This is a genomic window from Enterobacter sp. RHBSTW-00994, from assembly GCF_013782625.1.
Classification (GTDB): domain Bacteria; phylum Pseudomonadota; class Gammaproteobacteria; order Enterobacterales; family Enterobacteriaceae; genus Enterobacter.
Map to the genome: position 1 here is coordinate 4,613,242 of NZ_CP056199.1, position 15,658 is coordinate 4,628,899.

A 15,658-nucleotide genomic window follows, 5' to 3' on the forward strand; every position below is an offset into this window, starting at 1 on the left:
GGGGATAGGTGATTAGTTTGTGGAGATGCTGATATTGTAGAAACGCAAAAAGGCCATCCTTCCGGATGGCCTTTTCACTTATTTGATGCCTGGCAGTTCCCTACTCTCACATGGGGAGACCCCACACTACCATCGGCGCTACGGCGTTTCACTTCTGAGTTCGGCATGGGGTCAGGTGGGACCACCGCGCTAAAGCCGCCAGGCAAATTCTGTTCATTAACCCGCTTTCGCCGGCTAATATTATCTGTATCAGGCTGATTATCATGTCTCTTTCGCCAAAACATCTTCGGCGTTGTAAGGTTAAGCCTCACGGTTCATTAGTATCGGTTAGCTCAACGTATCGCTACGCTTACACACCCGACCTATCAACGTCGTAGTCTTCAACGTTCCTTCAGGACCCTTAAAGGGTCAGGGAGAACTCATCTCGGGGCAAGTTTCGTGCTTAGATGCTTTCAGCACTTATCTCTTCCGCATTTAGCTACCGGGCAATGCCATTGGCATGACAACCCGAACACCAGTGATGCGTCCACTCCGGTCCTCTCGTACTAGGAGCAGCCCCCCTCAATTCTCCAGCGCCCACGGCAGATAGGGACCGAACTGTCTCACGACGTTCTAAACCCAGCTCGCGTACCACTTTAAACGGCGAACAGCCGTACCCTTGGGACCTACTTCAGCCCCAGGATGTGATGAGCCGACATCGAGGTGCCAAACACCGCCGTCGATATGAACTCTTGGGCGGTATCAGCCTGTTATCCCCGGAGTACCTTTTATCCGTTGAGCGATGGCCCTTCCATTCAGAACCACCGGATCACTATGACCTGCTTTCGCACCTGCTCGAGCCGTCACTCTCGCAGTCAAGCTAGCTTATGCCATTGCACTAACCTCCTGATGTCCGACCAGGATTAGCTAACCTTCGTGCTCCTCCGTTACTCTTTGGGAGGAGACCGCCCCAGTCAAACTACCCACCAGACACTGTCCGCAACCCGGATCACGGGTCCACGTTAGAACACCAGCCATTAAAGGGTGGTATTTCAAGGGCGGCTCCACGCAGACTGGCGTCCACGCTTCAAAGCCTCCCACCTATCCTACACATCAAGGACCAGTGTTCAGTGTCAAGCTATAGTAAAGGTTCACGGGGTCTTTCCGTCTTGCCGCGGGTACACTGCATCTTCACAGCGAGTTCAATTTCACTGAGTCTCGGGTGGAGACAGCCTGGCCATCATTACGCCATTCGTGCAGGTCGGAACTTACCCGACAAGGAATTTCGCTACCTTAGGACCGTTATAGTTACGGCCGCCGTTTACCGGGGCTTCGATCAAGAGCTTCGCGTTGCCGCTGACCCCATCAATTAACCTTCCGGCACCGGGCAGGCGTCACACCGTATACGTCCACTTTCGTGTTTGCACAGTGCTGTGTTTTTAATAAACAGTTGCAGCCAGCTGGTATCTTCGACTGATTTCAGCTCCACCCGCAGGGGCTTCACCTACATATCAGCGTGCCTTCTCCCGAAGTTACGGCACCATTTTGCCTAGTTCCTTCACCCGAGTTCTCTCAAGCGCCTTGGTATTCTCTACCTGACCACCTGTGTCGGTTTGGGGTACGATTTCGTGTTACCTGATGCTTAGAGGCTTTTCCTGGAAGCAGGGCATTTGTTACTTCAGCACCGTAGTGCCTCGTCATCACACCTCAGCGTTAAAAGAGTCCGGATTTACCTAAACTCTCCGCCTACATGCTTAAACCGGGACAACCGTCGCCCGGCTAACATAGCCTTCTCCGTCCCCCCTTCGCAGTAACACCAAGTACAGGAATATTAACCTGTTTCCCATCGACTACGCCTTTCGGCCTCGCCTTAGGGGTCGACTCACCCTGCCCCGATTAACGTTGGACAGGAACCCTTGGTCTTCCGGCGTGCGGGCTTTTCACCCGCATTATCGTTACTTATGTCAGCATTCGCACTTCTGATACCTCCAGCATCCCTCACAGGACACCTTCAACGGCTTACAGAACGCTCCCCTACCCAACAACACATAGTGTCGCTGCCGCAGCTTCGGTGCATGGTTTAGCCCCGTTACATCTTCCGCGCAGGCCGACTCGACCAGTGAGCTATTACGCTTTCTTTAAATGATGGCTGCTTCTAAGCCAACATCCTGGCTGTCTGTGCCTTCCCACATCGTTTCCCACTTAACCATGACTTTGGGACCTTAGCTGGCGGTCTGGGTTGTTTCCCTCTTCACGACGGACGTTAGCACCCGCCGTGTGTCTCCCGTGATAACATTCTTCGGTATTCGTAGTTTGCATCGGGTTGGTAAGCCGGGATGGCCCCCTAGCCGAAACAGTGCTCTACCCCCGAAGATGAGTTCACGAGGCGCTACCTAAATAGCTTTCGGGGAGAACCAGCTATCTCCCGGTTTGATTGGCCTTTCACCCCCAGCCACAAGTCATCCGCTAATTTTTCAACATTAGTCGGTTCGGTCCTCCAGTTAGTGTTACCCAACCTTCAACCTGCCCATGGCTAGATCACCGGGTTTCGGGTCTATACCCTGCAACTTAACGCCCAGTTAAGACTCGGTTTCCCTTCGGCTCCCCTATTCGGTTAACCTTGCTACAGAATATAAGTCGCTGACCCATTATACAAAAGGTACGCAGTCACCCCATAAAGAGGCTCCCACTGCTTGTACGTACACGGTTTCAGGTTCTTTTTCACTCCCCTCGCCGGGGTTCTTTTCGCCTTTCCCTCACGGTACTGGTTCACTATCGGTCAGTCAGGAGTATTTAGCCTTGGAGGATGGTCCCCCCATATTCAGACAGGATACCACGTGTCCCGCCCTACTCTTCGAGTTCACACCAGATGCGTTTTTGTGTACGGGACTATCACCCTGTACCGCCGGACTTTCCAGACCGTTCCACTAACACACCTGCTGATTCAGACTCTGGGCTGCTCCCCGTTCGCTCGCCGCTACTGGGGGAATCTCGGTTGATTTCTTTTCCTCGGGGTACTTAGATGTTTCAGTTCCCCCGGTTCGCCTCGTTAACCTATGTATTCAGTTAACGATAGTGCAACGAATTGCACTGGGTTTCCCCATTCGGACATCGCCGGGTCAAAGGTTCATATCACCTCGCCGACGCTTTTCGCAGATTAGCACGTCCTTCATCGCCTCTGACTGCCAGGGCATCCACCGTGTACGCTTAGTCGCTTAACCTCACAACCCGAAGATGTTTCTTTCGATTCATCATCAAATTGCGAAAATTTGAGAGACTCGAACACACCTTCATCTGTTCTTATTACGGAGAACAGACACAGTGTGTCGTTTCAATTTTCAGCTTGATCCAGATTTTTAAAGAGCAAAACTTCGCAGTGAACCTTTTCAGGTACACTCTGAAGTTTTCTTGTTTTCAACAGTAAAGGATGGTGGAGCTATGCGGGATCGAACCGCAGACCTCCTGCGTGCAAGGCAGGCGCTCTCCCAGCTGAGCTATAACCCCATCGAAAGACTAATCTCTGTACCGCTCATCCTTGTTCATAAGGATTTTGGTAGGCCTGAGTGGACTTGAACCACCGACCTCACCCTTATCAGGGGTGCGCTCTAACCACCTGAGCTACAAGCCTGCAGAGATTCTTTACTGCTTATTTTTCATCAGACAATCTGTGTGGACACTACAAAGGCAGGTTCTTTAAGGTAAGGAGGTGATCCAACCGCAGGTTCCCCTACGGTTACCTTGTTACGACTTCACCCCAGTCATGAATCACAAAGTGGTAAGCGCCCTCCCGAAGGTTAAGCTACCTACTTCTTTTGCAACCCACTCCCATGGTGTGACGGGCGGTGTGTACAAGGCCCGGGAACGTATTCACCGTAGCATTCTGATCTACGATTACTAGCGATTCCGACTTCATGGAGTCGAGTTGCAGACTCCAATCCGGACTACGACATACTTTATGAGGTCCGCTTGCTCTCGCGAGGTCGCTTCTCTTTGTATATGCCATTGTAGCACGTGTGTAGCCCTACTCGTAAGGGCCATGATGACTTGACGTCATCCCCACCTTCCTCCAGTTTATCACTGGCAGTCTCCTTTGAGTTCCCGGCCTAGCCGCTGGCAACAAAGGATAAGGGTTGCGCTCGTTGCGGGACTTAACCCAACATTTCACAACACGAGCTGACGACAGCCATGCAGCACCTGTCTCACGGTTCCCGAAGGCACTAAAGCATCTCTGCTAAATTCCGTGGATGTCAAGAGTAGGTAAGGTTCTTCGCGTTGCATCGAATTAAACCACATGCTCCACCGCTTGTGCGGGCCCCCGTCAATTCATTTGAGTTTTAACCTTGCGGCCGTACTCCCCAGGCGGTCGACTTAACGCGTTAGCTCCGGAAGCCACTCCTCAAGGGAACAACCTCCAAGTCGACATCGTTTACGGCGTGGACTACCAGGGTATCTAATCCTGTTTGCTCCCCACGCTTTCGCACCTGAGCGTCAGTCTTTGTCCAGGGGGCCGCCTTCGCCACCGGTATTCCTCCAGATCTCTACGCATTTCACCGCTACACCTGGAATTCTACCCCCCTCTACAAGACTCTAGCCTGCCAGTTTCGAATGCAGTTCCCAGGTTGAGCCCGGGGATTTCACATCCGACTTGACAGACCGCCTGCGTGCGCTTTACGCCCAGTAATTCCGATTAACGCTTGCACCCTCCGTATTACCGCGGCTGCTGGCACGGAGTTAGCCGGTGCTTCTTCTGCGGGTAACGTCAATCGCTGTGGTTATTAACCACAACGCCTTCCTCCCCGCTGAAAGTACTTTACAACCCGAAGGCCTTCTTCATACACGCGGCATGGCTGCATCAGGCTTGCGCCCATTGTGCAATATTCCCCACTGCTGCCTCCCGTAGGAGTCTGGACCGTGTCTCAGTTCCAGTGTGGCTGGTCATCCTCTCAGACCAGCTAGGGATCGTCGCCTAGGTGAGCCATTACCCCACCTACTAGCTAATCCCATCTGGGCACATCTGATGGCAAGAGGCCCGAAGGTCCCCCTCTTTGGTCTTGCGACATTATGCGGTATTAGCTACCGTTTCCAGTAGTTATCCCCCTCCATCAGGCAGTTTCCCAGACATTACTCACCCGTCCGCCGCTCGTCACCCGGGAGCAAGCTCCCTGTGTTACCGCCCGACTTGCATGTGTTAGGCCTGCCGCCAGCGTTCAATCTGAGCCATGATCAAACTCTTCAATTTAAGTTTGATGCTCGTGAATTAAACTTCGTAATGAATTACGTATGTTCACTCAGAGACTTGGTATTCATTTTTCGTCTTGCGACGTCAAGAATCCATATCACTTTGAGTGCCCACACAGATTGTCTGATAAATTGTTAAAGAGCAGTGCAACGCGGCTTTCGCTCACCGTTGCGAGGTCCCGTATAATACGTTTTCCTCATTCAGAGTCAAGCGTTTATTTTCGCTTTTCTCTGCCGGCGTTCATCTCTGAACCCCGCTAACCCGGCGGCCTGTAAGCCGTTGTTCCGTGTCAGTGGAGGCGCATTATAGGGAGTTATTCGCCAGTGACAAGTATAAAATACAAAAAACTTTTCGTTCGCTCATTTTTCAAACGCCACGCTTATTTAACCCGCGAATCGCTGGTTAATTGCGCGACTTCACGAGCAAAACTGGCAACCTGGCCCCAGTCTGTATAAACCACTTCTTTATGTGTATCCGTTTCACCTCCCGTCATCTTCATAATCAGTCGGATCATAAAGCGGTCATACCAGCGATAACGAGGGTAACGCAACGCTCCGGCAAACACAGCGCACAGATCTGGCTGCCACGGTGAGTTCAGCAGAAACTTGCGCGTGTAGCTGTTCGTCTGCGGCGTGCGCTTTTCCGCTTTACGCGCCACCAGATTGACAGAATAGAAAGCGCCAGGCAGCGTATTAAGTACGTCTAAATGCTTTTTCACAAAACGATCCAACGCAGGATGGAAATGGCCATAGCGAATAGAAGCACCAATAACGACACGCTCATAATCCTGCCAGGCGATCTCATTTGCGCGATTCAAGTTCACCACATCCGCATAAACCCCTTGCTCTTTTAACTCAGAGGCCAAATAAGAGGCGATTTCACGCGTTTGCCCGTCTCGTGTAGAGAATAGAATTAATGTTTTCAACGATGGCTTCCTTATTCGCGCCAGAATGTTGGGGTAAACAGAACCAGCAACGTAAAGACCTCAAGACGCCCAAACAGCATATTAGCAATCAGGATCCACTTCGCTACCGGATTCATACTGGCAAAGTTATCCGCCACCACGCCAAGCCCCGGCCCAAGGTTATTAAGCGTTGCAACAACAGAGGCAAATGCAGAGAAATCATCCACGCCCGTCGCGATGATCGCCAGCATGCTGACAATGAAAACCAGCGCATAAGCAGAGAAGAAACCCCATACCGCTTCGAGGATACGTTCCGGTAATGCGCGATTCCCCAGTTTGATGCTGTAAACCGCATTCGGGTGTACCAGACGTTTCAGCTCGCGGTTACCCTGCTTAAACAGCAACAGGATACGAATAACCTTCAGACCCCCACCCGTCGATCCCGCACAACCACCAATGAAGGCAGAGCACAATAACAATACAGGCAGGAAGAGCGGCCAACGGGCGATACTGTCAGTGGTAAAACCTGCAGTTGTCGCCATCGATACGACCTGGAAGAAAGCCTGGTTCAGCGTGGTTACCGCTGAGCTATACACATCATGGAACCACAGCACCAGGGTACAGATAATGACCAGGGTAAGCTGAACGCCAATGAACATCCTGAATTCAGGGTCACGCCAGTAAACTTTCAGGCTACGGCCGCTTAACAGAGAGAAGTGCAAGCCATAGTTACAGCCGGAAATCAGCAGGAAGATAGCAATAATCGTGTTAATGGTCGGGCTATCGAAATAACCGATACTGCCATCGTGAGTAGAAAACCCGCCGATAGCAATGGTGGCAAAACTATGGCCAATCGCATCGAAGGCTGGCATCCCGGCAAACCACAGTGCCAACGCACACGCCACGGTAAGAAGCACATAGATAAGCCATAGTGTTTTTGCCGTCTCGGCAATACGTGGGCGCATTTTATTGTCTTTCAGCGGCCCAGGCATTTCTGCACGATACAGCTGCATCCCCCCTACGCCCAGAATTGGCAAAATCGCCACAGCCAGCACAATGATCCCCATACCACCAAACCATTGCAGCATCTGGCGATAAAAGAGGATGGCATGCGGCAACGAATCCAGCCCCACCAGCGTTGTCGCCCCGGTAGTGGTTAAACCCGAAAACGATTCAAAAAAGGCATCCGTCACGGTTAGATTCGGTTGCTCGGAAAAGATAAACGGCAGCGCACCCACGCTCCCCAGCACCGTCCAGAACAGGACGACGATTAAAAAGCCTTCGCGGGATTTCAGCTCGCCTTTTTCACGACGGTTTGGCCACCACAGCAGAGAGCCGATCATCAACGCGACAAAAAATGTCTGGGTAAATGCACGCCCCGCGCCGTCCCGGTAGATAAGTGCAACCAGGCCTGGGAGAATCATCGTCCCGGAGAAGAGTATGACCAGCAGTCCAACGATTCGGGTAATGGCACGAAAATGCATCTCTGCCGCGTCCTTTGGTATTCAAAAAGTAAGGTGGGGATTATTCGTCAATCGGCAGCAATTGCAACGCGCCGCGACTAAAATCAGCCAGCTTTGCTGAAAAAGCATCCAGATCTGCCTGAGGAAGCGCCACACGCAGGTGCACTGTCGCCTGATATTCACTGTGCGCAATCACACCGTTAAATTGCCTGAGCAGCGTTTCAATACCCGATAACTGGGCGTAATCACACAATAAAGTATATTCGGTAAGCGGCGTTTTGCGGGTCGTAATAAGCAGATTTAGCGCCTGCTGGACACCGCCACCGTAGGCTTTGACCAGCCCCCCCGTGCCTAACAAAATACCGCCGTAGTAGCGAACCACCACGGCGGTAATCTCGCCCACGCCACTTCCCATCAATTGGGAGAGCATGGGCTTGCCAGCCGTTCCCGCAGGTTCACCATCATCTGAAAAACCCAGTTTCTGCGAGTCATTCGGTGGCCCTGCCACCCACGCCACACAGTGGTGACGCGCATCAGGATGCTGCATGCGAACAGACTCAACAAACGCTTTTGCCGCCTCAACACCATTGGTGTGCGCCAACAGTGTAATAAAGCGGCTTTTCTTGATTTCCTCAACAAAGGTGACCGGTTCAGCCGGTATCAGCCAGCTTTCCATCAGGCCAGCTTCAGGTCTCGCGTCATGTTCTCGACGTTATTTTCGTGGATCACCACGTTATCTTCGATACGGATACCACCGAACGGCTTCAGGGCGTCAATTTTCTGCCAGTTGAAGTGTTTGCTAAATTGCCCTTCACGCCATGGCGTCAAAAGAGACTCGATGAAGTAGATACCCGGCTCGATGGTCAGCACCATGCGCGGTTCAAGAATACGGGTACAGCGCAGGTACGGGTATTTGGATGGTGCAGCCAGGTGCGTGCCCGTATCATCCTGCATAAAACCGGCAACATCATGAACCTGTAGCCCCAATGGGTGACCGATACCGTGTGGCATAAATGGCCCGGTCAGATCGTTCTCCACCATCGCCTCTTCGCTCATGTCTTTCACAATCTGATGTTTACGCAGCAGTTTAGCGATGCGTTGATGGAACTGGATGTGGTAATCCACATAACGAGTCCCTGCCTTCATCGTGCTGATAAGCGCCAGTTGCTCATCATTCACATCTTTAATCAACTGCGCAAAATCGGTATCGCCATGAGCCGCCCAGGTACGGGTCAGATCTGCCGCATAACCATTATATTCTGCCCCGGCATCCAGTAAGAAACTACGCAGCTCAGACGGCGCACGGTGATCCAGCTTAGTGTAGTGCAGCACAGAGGCATGTTCGTTCAACGCCACGATGTTGCTATAAGGCACGTCGGTATCGCGGTGACCGGTTGCGGTGAGATAGGCCTGATTAATGTCAAACTCACTCATGCCGGACAAGAACGCTTCATGTGCCGCACGATGGCCGTTTACTGCTGTTTTCTGCGCTTCACGCATGCAGAAAAGCTCATAGTCAGTTTTATAGGAACGATAATAGTGCAGGAAATCGATCACCCCTTTCGGGTTGAGTTTATCTGCCGGAATATCCAGGCCCAGCGCGCGCTCAGGAACCGGACCAATATACGCAATATTCCCACGCGCTGCAGGCAATTGGCTGCCAATGCCATCCGCTTTAGGCAGCGCAATCACGTCCACATCGTCGGTCCAGAAAGAGGTCGGCAGCGGTTCGACGTTATGCCAGTAATCTACTGGCAGGTAGAACCACAGTTTCGGCTTGTTCACGCCATCCACCAGCAACCAGCAATTTGGAACCTGTGTGACCGGAACCCAGGCTTTAAACTGCGGATTGACCTTGAACGGATACGCATGGTCATCAAGGAACGTATTCATCAGTTCGCCTGAGTGGATGAGCAGCGCATCAAGCTTAAAACGCGCCAGTACGTCACGAGTACGTTCCTGTAATGTAACAATATGATTTTTATAGAGTGCAGCCAGTGAGTCCATTGTTTTTCCTTTCATTTTTTTGCGCTCAGATTCTGGCATCTTAGCACACCTGACACCACCTGCGTGATTTCCACCGACCGTGATCAATGCAGCAATTTTTTAATGAGTAATTTGCATTTTATTAACATAAATTCCACACTCGGTCTCATCTGGTATGACCAGATCCAATTGCTGGATTCAGGAGACTGACATGCTCTACAAAGGCGACACCCTGTACCTAAACTGGCTGGAAGATGGCATCGCCGAACTGGTGTTCGATGCCCCCGGTTCAGTTAATAAACTCGATACTGCGACAGTGGCCAGTCTTGGCCAGGCACTGGACGTACTTGAAAAACAACCTGGCTTAAAAGGTCTGTTGTTACGTTCAGAGAAAGCCGCTTTTATTGTTGGGGCCGATATTACCGAGTTCCTTTCGCTGTTCCTTGTCCCGGAAGAGCAACTGAGCCAGTGGCTGCATTTCGCCAACAGCGTCTTTAACCGCCTGGAAGATCTGCCTGTTCCGACGATTTCAGCGGTCAACGGCTACGCGCTGGGTGGTGGCTGTGAGTGTGTGCTCTCTACCGATTACCGCCTCGCAACGCCAGACCTGCGTATCGGCCTGCCGGAAACCAAACTGGGCATCATGCCGGGCTTTGGCGGCTCCGTCCGTATGCCGCGTATGCTGGGTGCAGACAGTGCCCTGGAAATTATTGCCGCCGGTAAAGATGTCAGCGCTGAACAAGCCCTGAAAATCGGCCTGGTTGATGGTGTCGTTAAGCCTGAAAAACTGAAAGATGGTGCACTCGCTATTCTGCGTCAGGCTATCAAGGGCGATCTCGACTGGAAAGCCAAACGCCAGCCGAAACTGGAGCCGTTAAAACTCAGTAAAATCGAAGCCACCATGAGCTTCACCATCGCCAAAGGCATGGTGATGCAGACCGCGGGCAAACACTATCCGGCGCCAATAACCGCAGTCAAAACCATTGAAGCCGCAGCCCGTCTGGGCCGTGACGAAGCGCTTAAATTAGAAAACCAGAGCTTTGTCCCGCTGGCGCACACCAATGAAGCCCGCGCCCTGGTAGGTATTTTCCTGAATGACCAGTATGTAAAAGGCAAAGCGAAACAACTGACCAAAAACGTTGAGACGCCAAAACATGCGGCAGTGCTGGGTGCTGGCATTATGGGGGGCGGTATTGCCTACCAGTCTGCCTGGAAAGGTGTGCCGGTTGTGATGAAGGACATCAGCGAAAAATCCCTGACGCTCGGTATGACCGAAGCGGCCAAGCTGCTCAACAAGCAACTGGAACGTGGCAAGATTGACGGCCTGAAGCTCTCAGGCGTGATTTCCACCATCCAGCCAACGCTGGAATATACCGGTTTCGAACGTGTAGACGTGGTGGTCGAAGCGGTGGTTGAAAACCCAAAAGTGAAAAAAGCAGTCCTGGCTGAAACCGAAGATAAAATTCGCCCGGATGCCGTTTTGGCCTCAAACACCTCCACCATTCCAATTAACGAACTGGCAAGCGTGCTGAAGCGCCCTGAAAACTTCTGCGGTATGCACTTCTTTAACCCAGTGCATCGTATGCCGCTGGTTGAAGTAATTCGCGGGGAAAAAACCTCCGACGAGACCATCGCCAAAGTCGTGGCGTGGGCCAGCAAGATGGGCAAAACCCCAATCGTGGTGAACGACTGCCCAGGCTTCTTCGTCAACCGCGTGTTGTTCCCTTACTTTGCTGGTTTTAGCCAGTTACTGCGCGACGGTGCGGACTTCCGTAAGGTTGATAAAGTAATGGAAAAACAGTTTGGCTGGCCGATGGGACCGGCCTATTTACTGGATGTGGTCGGCATTGATACTGCGCATCACGCGCAGGCGGTCATGGCTGCAGGCTTCCCTCAACGCATGCAGAAAGATTATCGCGATGCTATCGACGCTCTGTTCGATGCAAATCGCTTCGGGCAGAAAAACGGTCTGGGCTTCTGGCGTTATAAAGAAGACAGCAAAGGCAAGCCGAAGAAAGAAGAAGATGCGGCGGTGGACAGTTTGCTGGCTGATGTTAGCCAGCCAAAACGTGACTTCTCTGACGAAGAGATCATCGCCCGTATGATGCTCCCGATGGTCAACGAAGTGGTGCGCTGTCTGGAAGAAGGCATTATCGCCAGCCCGGCAGAAGCGGATATGGCGCTGGTGTATGGTCTCGGTTTCCCACCGTTCCACGGGGGCGCGTTCCGCTGGCTGGATACGCTCGGTAGCGCCAGATATCTCGATATGGCTCAGCAGTATCAGCACCTCGGTCCTCTCTACTCAGTGCCGGAAGGTTTGCGTAATAAAGCGCGCCACAACGAACCGTATTATCCCTCAGTTGAACCTGCCCGCCCGGTAGGCGAACTGAAAACGGCTTAAGGAGTCACAATGGAACAGGTTGTCATTGTCGATGCAATTCGCACCCCGATGGGCCGTTCAAAGGGCGGCGCATTCCGGAACGTTCGTGCGGAAGATCTCTCCGCACACCTGATGCGTAGCCTGCTGACGCGTAACCCGGCGCTGGATGCGACCGCGATTGACGATATTTACTGGGGTTGCGTCCAGCAAACTCTGGAGCAGGGTTTCAATATCGCCCGTAACGCGTCGTTGCTGGCAGAGATCCCACACTCCGTGCCTGCGGTCACCGTTAACCGTCTGTGTGGTTCATCAATGCAGGCGCTGCACGACGCCGCCCGCATGATCATGACCGGCGATGCGCAAGCATGCCTGGTCGGCGGCGTGGAACATATGGGCCATGTGCCGATGAGCCACGGTGTTGATTTCCATCCAGGTATGAGTCGTAACGTGGCAAAAGCCGCCGGAATGATGGGACTTACCGCCGAAATGCTCTCCCGCCTGCACGGCATCAGCCGCGAAATGCAGGATGCCTTCGCCGCGCGTTCTCACGCTCGCGCCTGGGCTGCCACTCAATCCGGGGCGTTTAAAAACGAGATTTTACCCACCGGCGGGCACGATGCAGACGGTGTATTGAAGCAATTCTTCCACGATGAAGTGATTCGCCCGGAAACCACAGTTGAAGCCCTTGCTACGTTGCGCCCGGCATTTGACCCGGTAACAGGCACGGTCACCGCCGGGACTTCATCGGCACTCTCTGACGGTGCAGCCGCCATGCTGGTGATGAGCGAAAGCCGTGCTCGTGAATTGGGCCTGACGCCACGCGCCCGTATCCGTTCAATGGCAGTGGTCGGTTGCGACCCATCAATCATGGGTTACGGACCGGTCCCGGCATCGAAACTGGCGCTCAAAAAAGCGGGGCTTTCAACCAGCGATATCGATCTGTTTGAAATGAACGAAGCGTTTGCCGCGCAGATCCTGCCATGTATTAAAGATCTGGGGCTAATGGATCAGATCGATGAGAAGATTAATCTCAATGGCGGCGCGATAGCTCTGGGTCACCCGCTGGGTTGTTCCGGTGCACGTATCAGCACCACACTGCTCAACCTTATGGAACGCAAAGATGCCCAGTTTGGTCTGGCAACCATGTGTATCGGGTTGGGTCAGGGGATCGCAACAGTATTTGAGAGAGTGTAAATCCAGAAAAGGTATCTCGCAGCCAATGACGCCAGAACCCGGTGGCAAGCGGACGAAACCCGATGAGCTTACTGAAAAGTCAGTGATCCGGGTGAGCGAGCGCGGCCAACGCAGTTATGGCGTCATTGCCGAAGAGAAACAGTTTAGTTGCCGTTCTTCCCGCCTGTCAGGGGCGGGTTTTTTTATGCTTAAATGAAGGCAAACGCATCGCCAAACAGACGGTCTTCACGCGCACCACGCTCATTACAGAACAAATCACGCGCAATCTTCGCCATCTCAAAACGACCCGCAATGTAGATATCATGCTCTGCCAGCGTGCCATGATCCTGTAACACTGCGGTCAACACTGTGCCACTACGCCCGCGCCAGCCCTCTTCAGGCTGCTCGACTACTGGCTCAATGCGCAGATTAGGATGGGTTACGCTCAGCGCTTCCAGTTCAGACAGATCGTACAGATGCTTCTCTTCACGGCCCCCCCAGTAAATCGTGATATCACGATTAGGATTACGCGCAAGCGCCGTCAGCAGGATGGAACGTGCATAGGAGAAGCCTGTCCCCCCAGCAATCAGGATCAGCGGACGGTCTTCATCTTCACGTAACCAGGCCTCACCATGAGGAATATCGACAACAATTTCACGTTCTTTCAGAATGCGGTCCATCACTGCCATCGCATACAAGTTAAGCTCTGACGCACCGATATGTAGCTCGATAAATTCCTGCTCTGCTGGCGTAGATGCCATTGAGAAAGGACGTTTATCACGCTCATCCATCACGACCATCAGATACTGGCCTGCGCGGAAAGAGAATGCCGCTTCTGGCACTAAACGGACGCGATATACGGTGTCGGTAATAGCATCTACCGAGGTCACTTTACAGCTTAAGGTTGTCATTCGCTCTCTCTGTCGGGAAGTCTATAGGGCTTAACGGTCAGACTCTGGTTTACCGTTATTCATTATGGCCAATTCGTCCCAGATCGCGTCGATGCGCGCGGTCACATCAGGATCTTTTTTGATTGGGCGACCCCATTCACGCTGGGTTTCGCCCGGCCATTTATTTGTGGCATCCAGTCCCATTTTTGAGCCAAGCCCTGAAACCGGCGAGGCAAAATCCAGATAATCAATTGGCGTGTTTTCAACTAACACGGTATCGCGCGCCGGGTCCATTCGTGTGGTGATGGCCCAGATAACGTCGTTCCAGTCTCGGGCATTGACGTCATCATCGCAAACGATAACAAATTTGGTGTACATAAACTGGCGCAAGAATGACCAGACGCCCATCATCACGCGTTTCGCGTGACCTGCATACTGCTTCTTCATGGTCACAACAGCAAGACGATAAGAGCATCCTTCCGGCGGCAGATAAAAATCAACGATTTCCGGGAACTGCTTTTGCAGAATCGGAACGAACACTTCGTTTAACGCTACGCCCAACACTGCGGGTTCATCCGGTGGACGCCCGGTGTAGGTGGAGTGATAAATCGCATCTTCACGCTGGGTAATGTGCGTAACCGTAAACACCGGGAAGTGATCAACTTCGTTGTAATATCCGGTGTGGTCGCCATAAGGGCCTTCCGGAGCCATTTCGCCAGGTTCAATGTACCCCTCCAGCACGATCTCCGCACTGGCCGGAACTTCCAGATCATTAGAAATACACTTCACCACTTCCGTTTTCGTTCCCCGCAACAAACCGGCGAACGCATATTCGGACAATGTGTCAGGAACCGGCGTCACGGCGCCAAGGATAGTTGCCGGATCGGCGCCAAGTGCAACAGATACCGGGAAACGCTCACCCGGATGTTCAGCACACCACTCCTGGAAATCCAGCGCACCACCACGATGGGACAACCAGCGCATAATCAGCTTGTTCTTGCCAATCAGTTGCTGACGGTAGATACCCAGGTTTTGGCGCTCTTTGTGCGGGCCGCGCGTAACGGTAAGCCCCCAGGTAATCAGCGGGGCGGCATCTTCCGGCCAACACTGCATGATCGGGATACGCGTGAGATCAACATCATCACCTTCCTGTACTTTCTGCTGACAAGGTGCGCCGCGCAGGCGTTTAGTGGGCATGTTCAACACCTGCTTAAACTGCGGCAGCTTGTCGAACAGATCGCGAAAGCCCTTTGGTGGTTCCGGTTCTTTTAAGAAGGCCAGTAGCTTGCCCACTTCACGCAACGCCCTGACATCCTCCTGGCCCATGCCAAGCGCAACCCGCTTAGGTGTGCCAAACAAGTTGCACAGCACCGGCATGGAGTAACCTTTGGGATTTTCAAACAACAGTGCGGGGCCGCCAGCACGTAATGTGCGGTCAGCAATTTCTGTCATTTCCAGATAAGGATCAACAGGGTGCGTGATGCGTTTGAGTTCGCCCTGCTTTTCCAGCAGCGCCAGGAAGTCGCGTAGATCGTGGTATTTCATGCAGTTAGTCATGGCCTCTCTGTAAGCGCTTCATTATACGGCGTTCGTCATCACGACGCTGTAATTTTGTTAAATTAGCGTGAACTTCCACGTACTCCT

General features: G+C 52.6%; 9 protein-coding genes, 2 tRNA genes and 3 rRNA genes. 3 read left to right on the plus strand and 11 right to left on the minus strand.

Annotation, left to right across the window (positions count from 1 at the left end; translation table 11 throughout):
* Nucleotides 1-87: 87 nt before the first annotated feature.
* From rrf to pepQ, 9 genes are all read right to left on the minus strand, one after another.
* Nucleotides 88-203, minus strand: a 5S ribosomal RNA gene (rrf, locus tag HV346_RS22030).
* 93 nt (nt 204-296) lie between these two features.
* A 23S ribosomal RNA gene (locus HV346_RS22035) occupies nt 297-3,200 on the minus strand.
* Between the two features lie 207 nt (nt 3,201-3,407).
* Nucleotides 3,408-3,483, minus strand: a tRNA-Ala gene (locus tag HV346_RS22040).
* A gap of 47 nt (nt 3,484-3,530) precedes the next feature.
* Nucleotides 3,531-3,607, minus strand: a tRNA-Ile gene (locus HV346_RS22045).
* Between the two features lie 71 nt (nt 3,608-3,678).
* Nucleotides 3,679-5,218 (minus strand): 16S ribosomal RNA (locus HV346_RS22050).
* The 16S, 23S and 5S rRNA genes sit together here with 2 tRNA genes alongside, the layout of an rRNA operon.
* A 379-nt stretch (nt 5,219-5,597) precedes the next feature.
* On the minus strand, nt 5,598-6,143 hold the full coding sequence (gene hemG, locus HV346_RS22055) for a menaquinone-dependent protoporphyrinogen IX dehydrogenase (protein ID WP_181621331.1): 546 nt from the start codon (nt 6,141-6,143) through the stop codon (nt 5,598-5,600).
* Between the two features lie 11 nt (nt 6,144-6,154).
* Nucleotides 6,155-7,606: a Trk system potassium transporter TrkH gene (gene trkH / locus HV346_RS22060; protein ID WP_181621332.1), complete on the minus strand. Its 1,452-nt coding sequence runs from the start codon at nt 7,604-7,606 to the stop codon at nt 6,155-6,157.
* 40 nt (nt 7,607-7,646) lie between these two features.
* Complete coding sequence (locus HV346_RS22065; RefSeq protein WP_181621333.1) at nt 7,647-8,261, minus strand: IMPACT family protein; 615 nt, start codon at nt 8,259-8,261, stop codon at nt 7,647-7,649.
* Nucleotides 8,261-9,592: a Xaa-Pro dipeptidase gene (pepQ, locus tag HV346_RS22070; protein WP_181621334.1), complete on the minus strand. Its 1,332-nt coding sequence runs from the start codon at nt 9,590-9,592 to the stop codon at nt 8,261-8,263. The genes HV346_RS22065 and pepQ overlap by 1 nt, the downstream gene beginning before the upstream one ends.
* A gap of 190 nt (nt 9,593-9,782) precedes the next feature.
* Between pepQ and fadB the strand changes: the two genes are divergently transcribed.
* From fadB to HV346_RS22085, 3 genes are read left to right on the plus strand one after another with little or no spacing between them, the layout of a single operon-like run.
* Nucleotides 9,783-11,972, plus strand: a complete 2,190-nt coding sequence (gene fadB, locus HV346_RS22075; protein WP_181621336.1) for a fatty acid oxidation complex subunit alpha FadB — start codon at nt 9,783-9,785, stop codon at nt 11,970-11,972.
* A gap of 9 nt (nt 11,973-11,981) precedes the next feature.
* Nucleotides 11,982-13,145, plus strand: coding sequence for an acetyl-CoA C-acyltransferase FadA (gene fadA / locus HV346_RS22080; protein ID WP_181621338.1), 1,164 nt, complete (start codon nt 11,982-11,984; stop codon nt 13,143-13,145).
* A 25-nt stretch (nt 13,146-13,170) separates the two neighbouring features.
* Nucleotides 13,171-13,341 carry a hypothetical protein gene (locus HV346_RS22085; protein ID WP_181621339.1) on the plus strand — a complete coding sequence of 57 codons (171 nt, stop codon included), beginning with the start codon at nt 13,171-13,173 and terminating at the stop codon, nt 13,339-13,341.
* Here HV346_RS22085 and fre read toward each other — a convergent pair.
* Nucleotides 13,334-14,035: an NAD(P)H-flavin reductase gene (fre, locus tag HV346_RS22090; protein WP_181621340.1), complete on the minus strand. Its 702-nt coding sequence runs from the start codon at nt 14,033-14,035 to the stop codon at nt 13,334-13,336. The two genes, HV346_RS22085 and fre, sit on opposite strands and share 8 nt — an antisense overlap.
* A gap of 30 nt (nt 14,036-14,065) precedes the next feature.
* Nucleotides 14,066-15,571 (minus strand): 4-hydroxy-3-polyprenylbenzoate decarboxylase, encoded by a 1,506-nt coding sequence (gene ubiD / locus HV346_RS22095; RefSeq protein ID WP_181621341.1) that lies wholly within the window; start codon nt 15,569-15,571, stop codon nt 14,066-14,068.
* Nucleotides 15,572-15,658 lie beyond the last annotated feature (87 nt).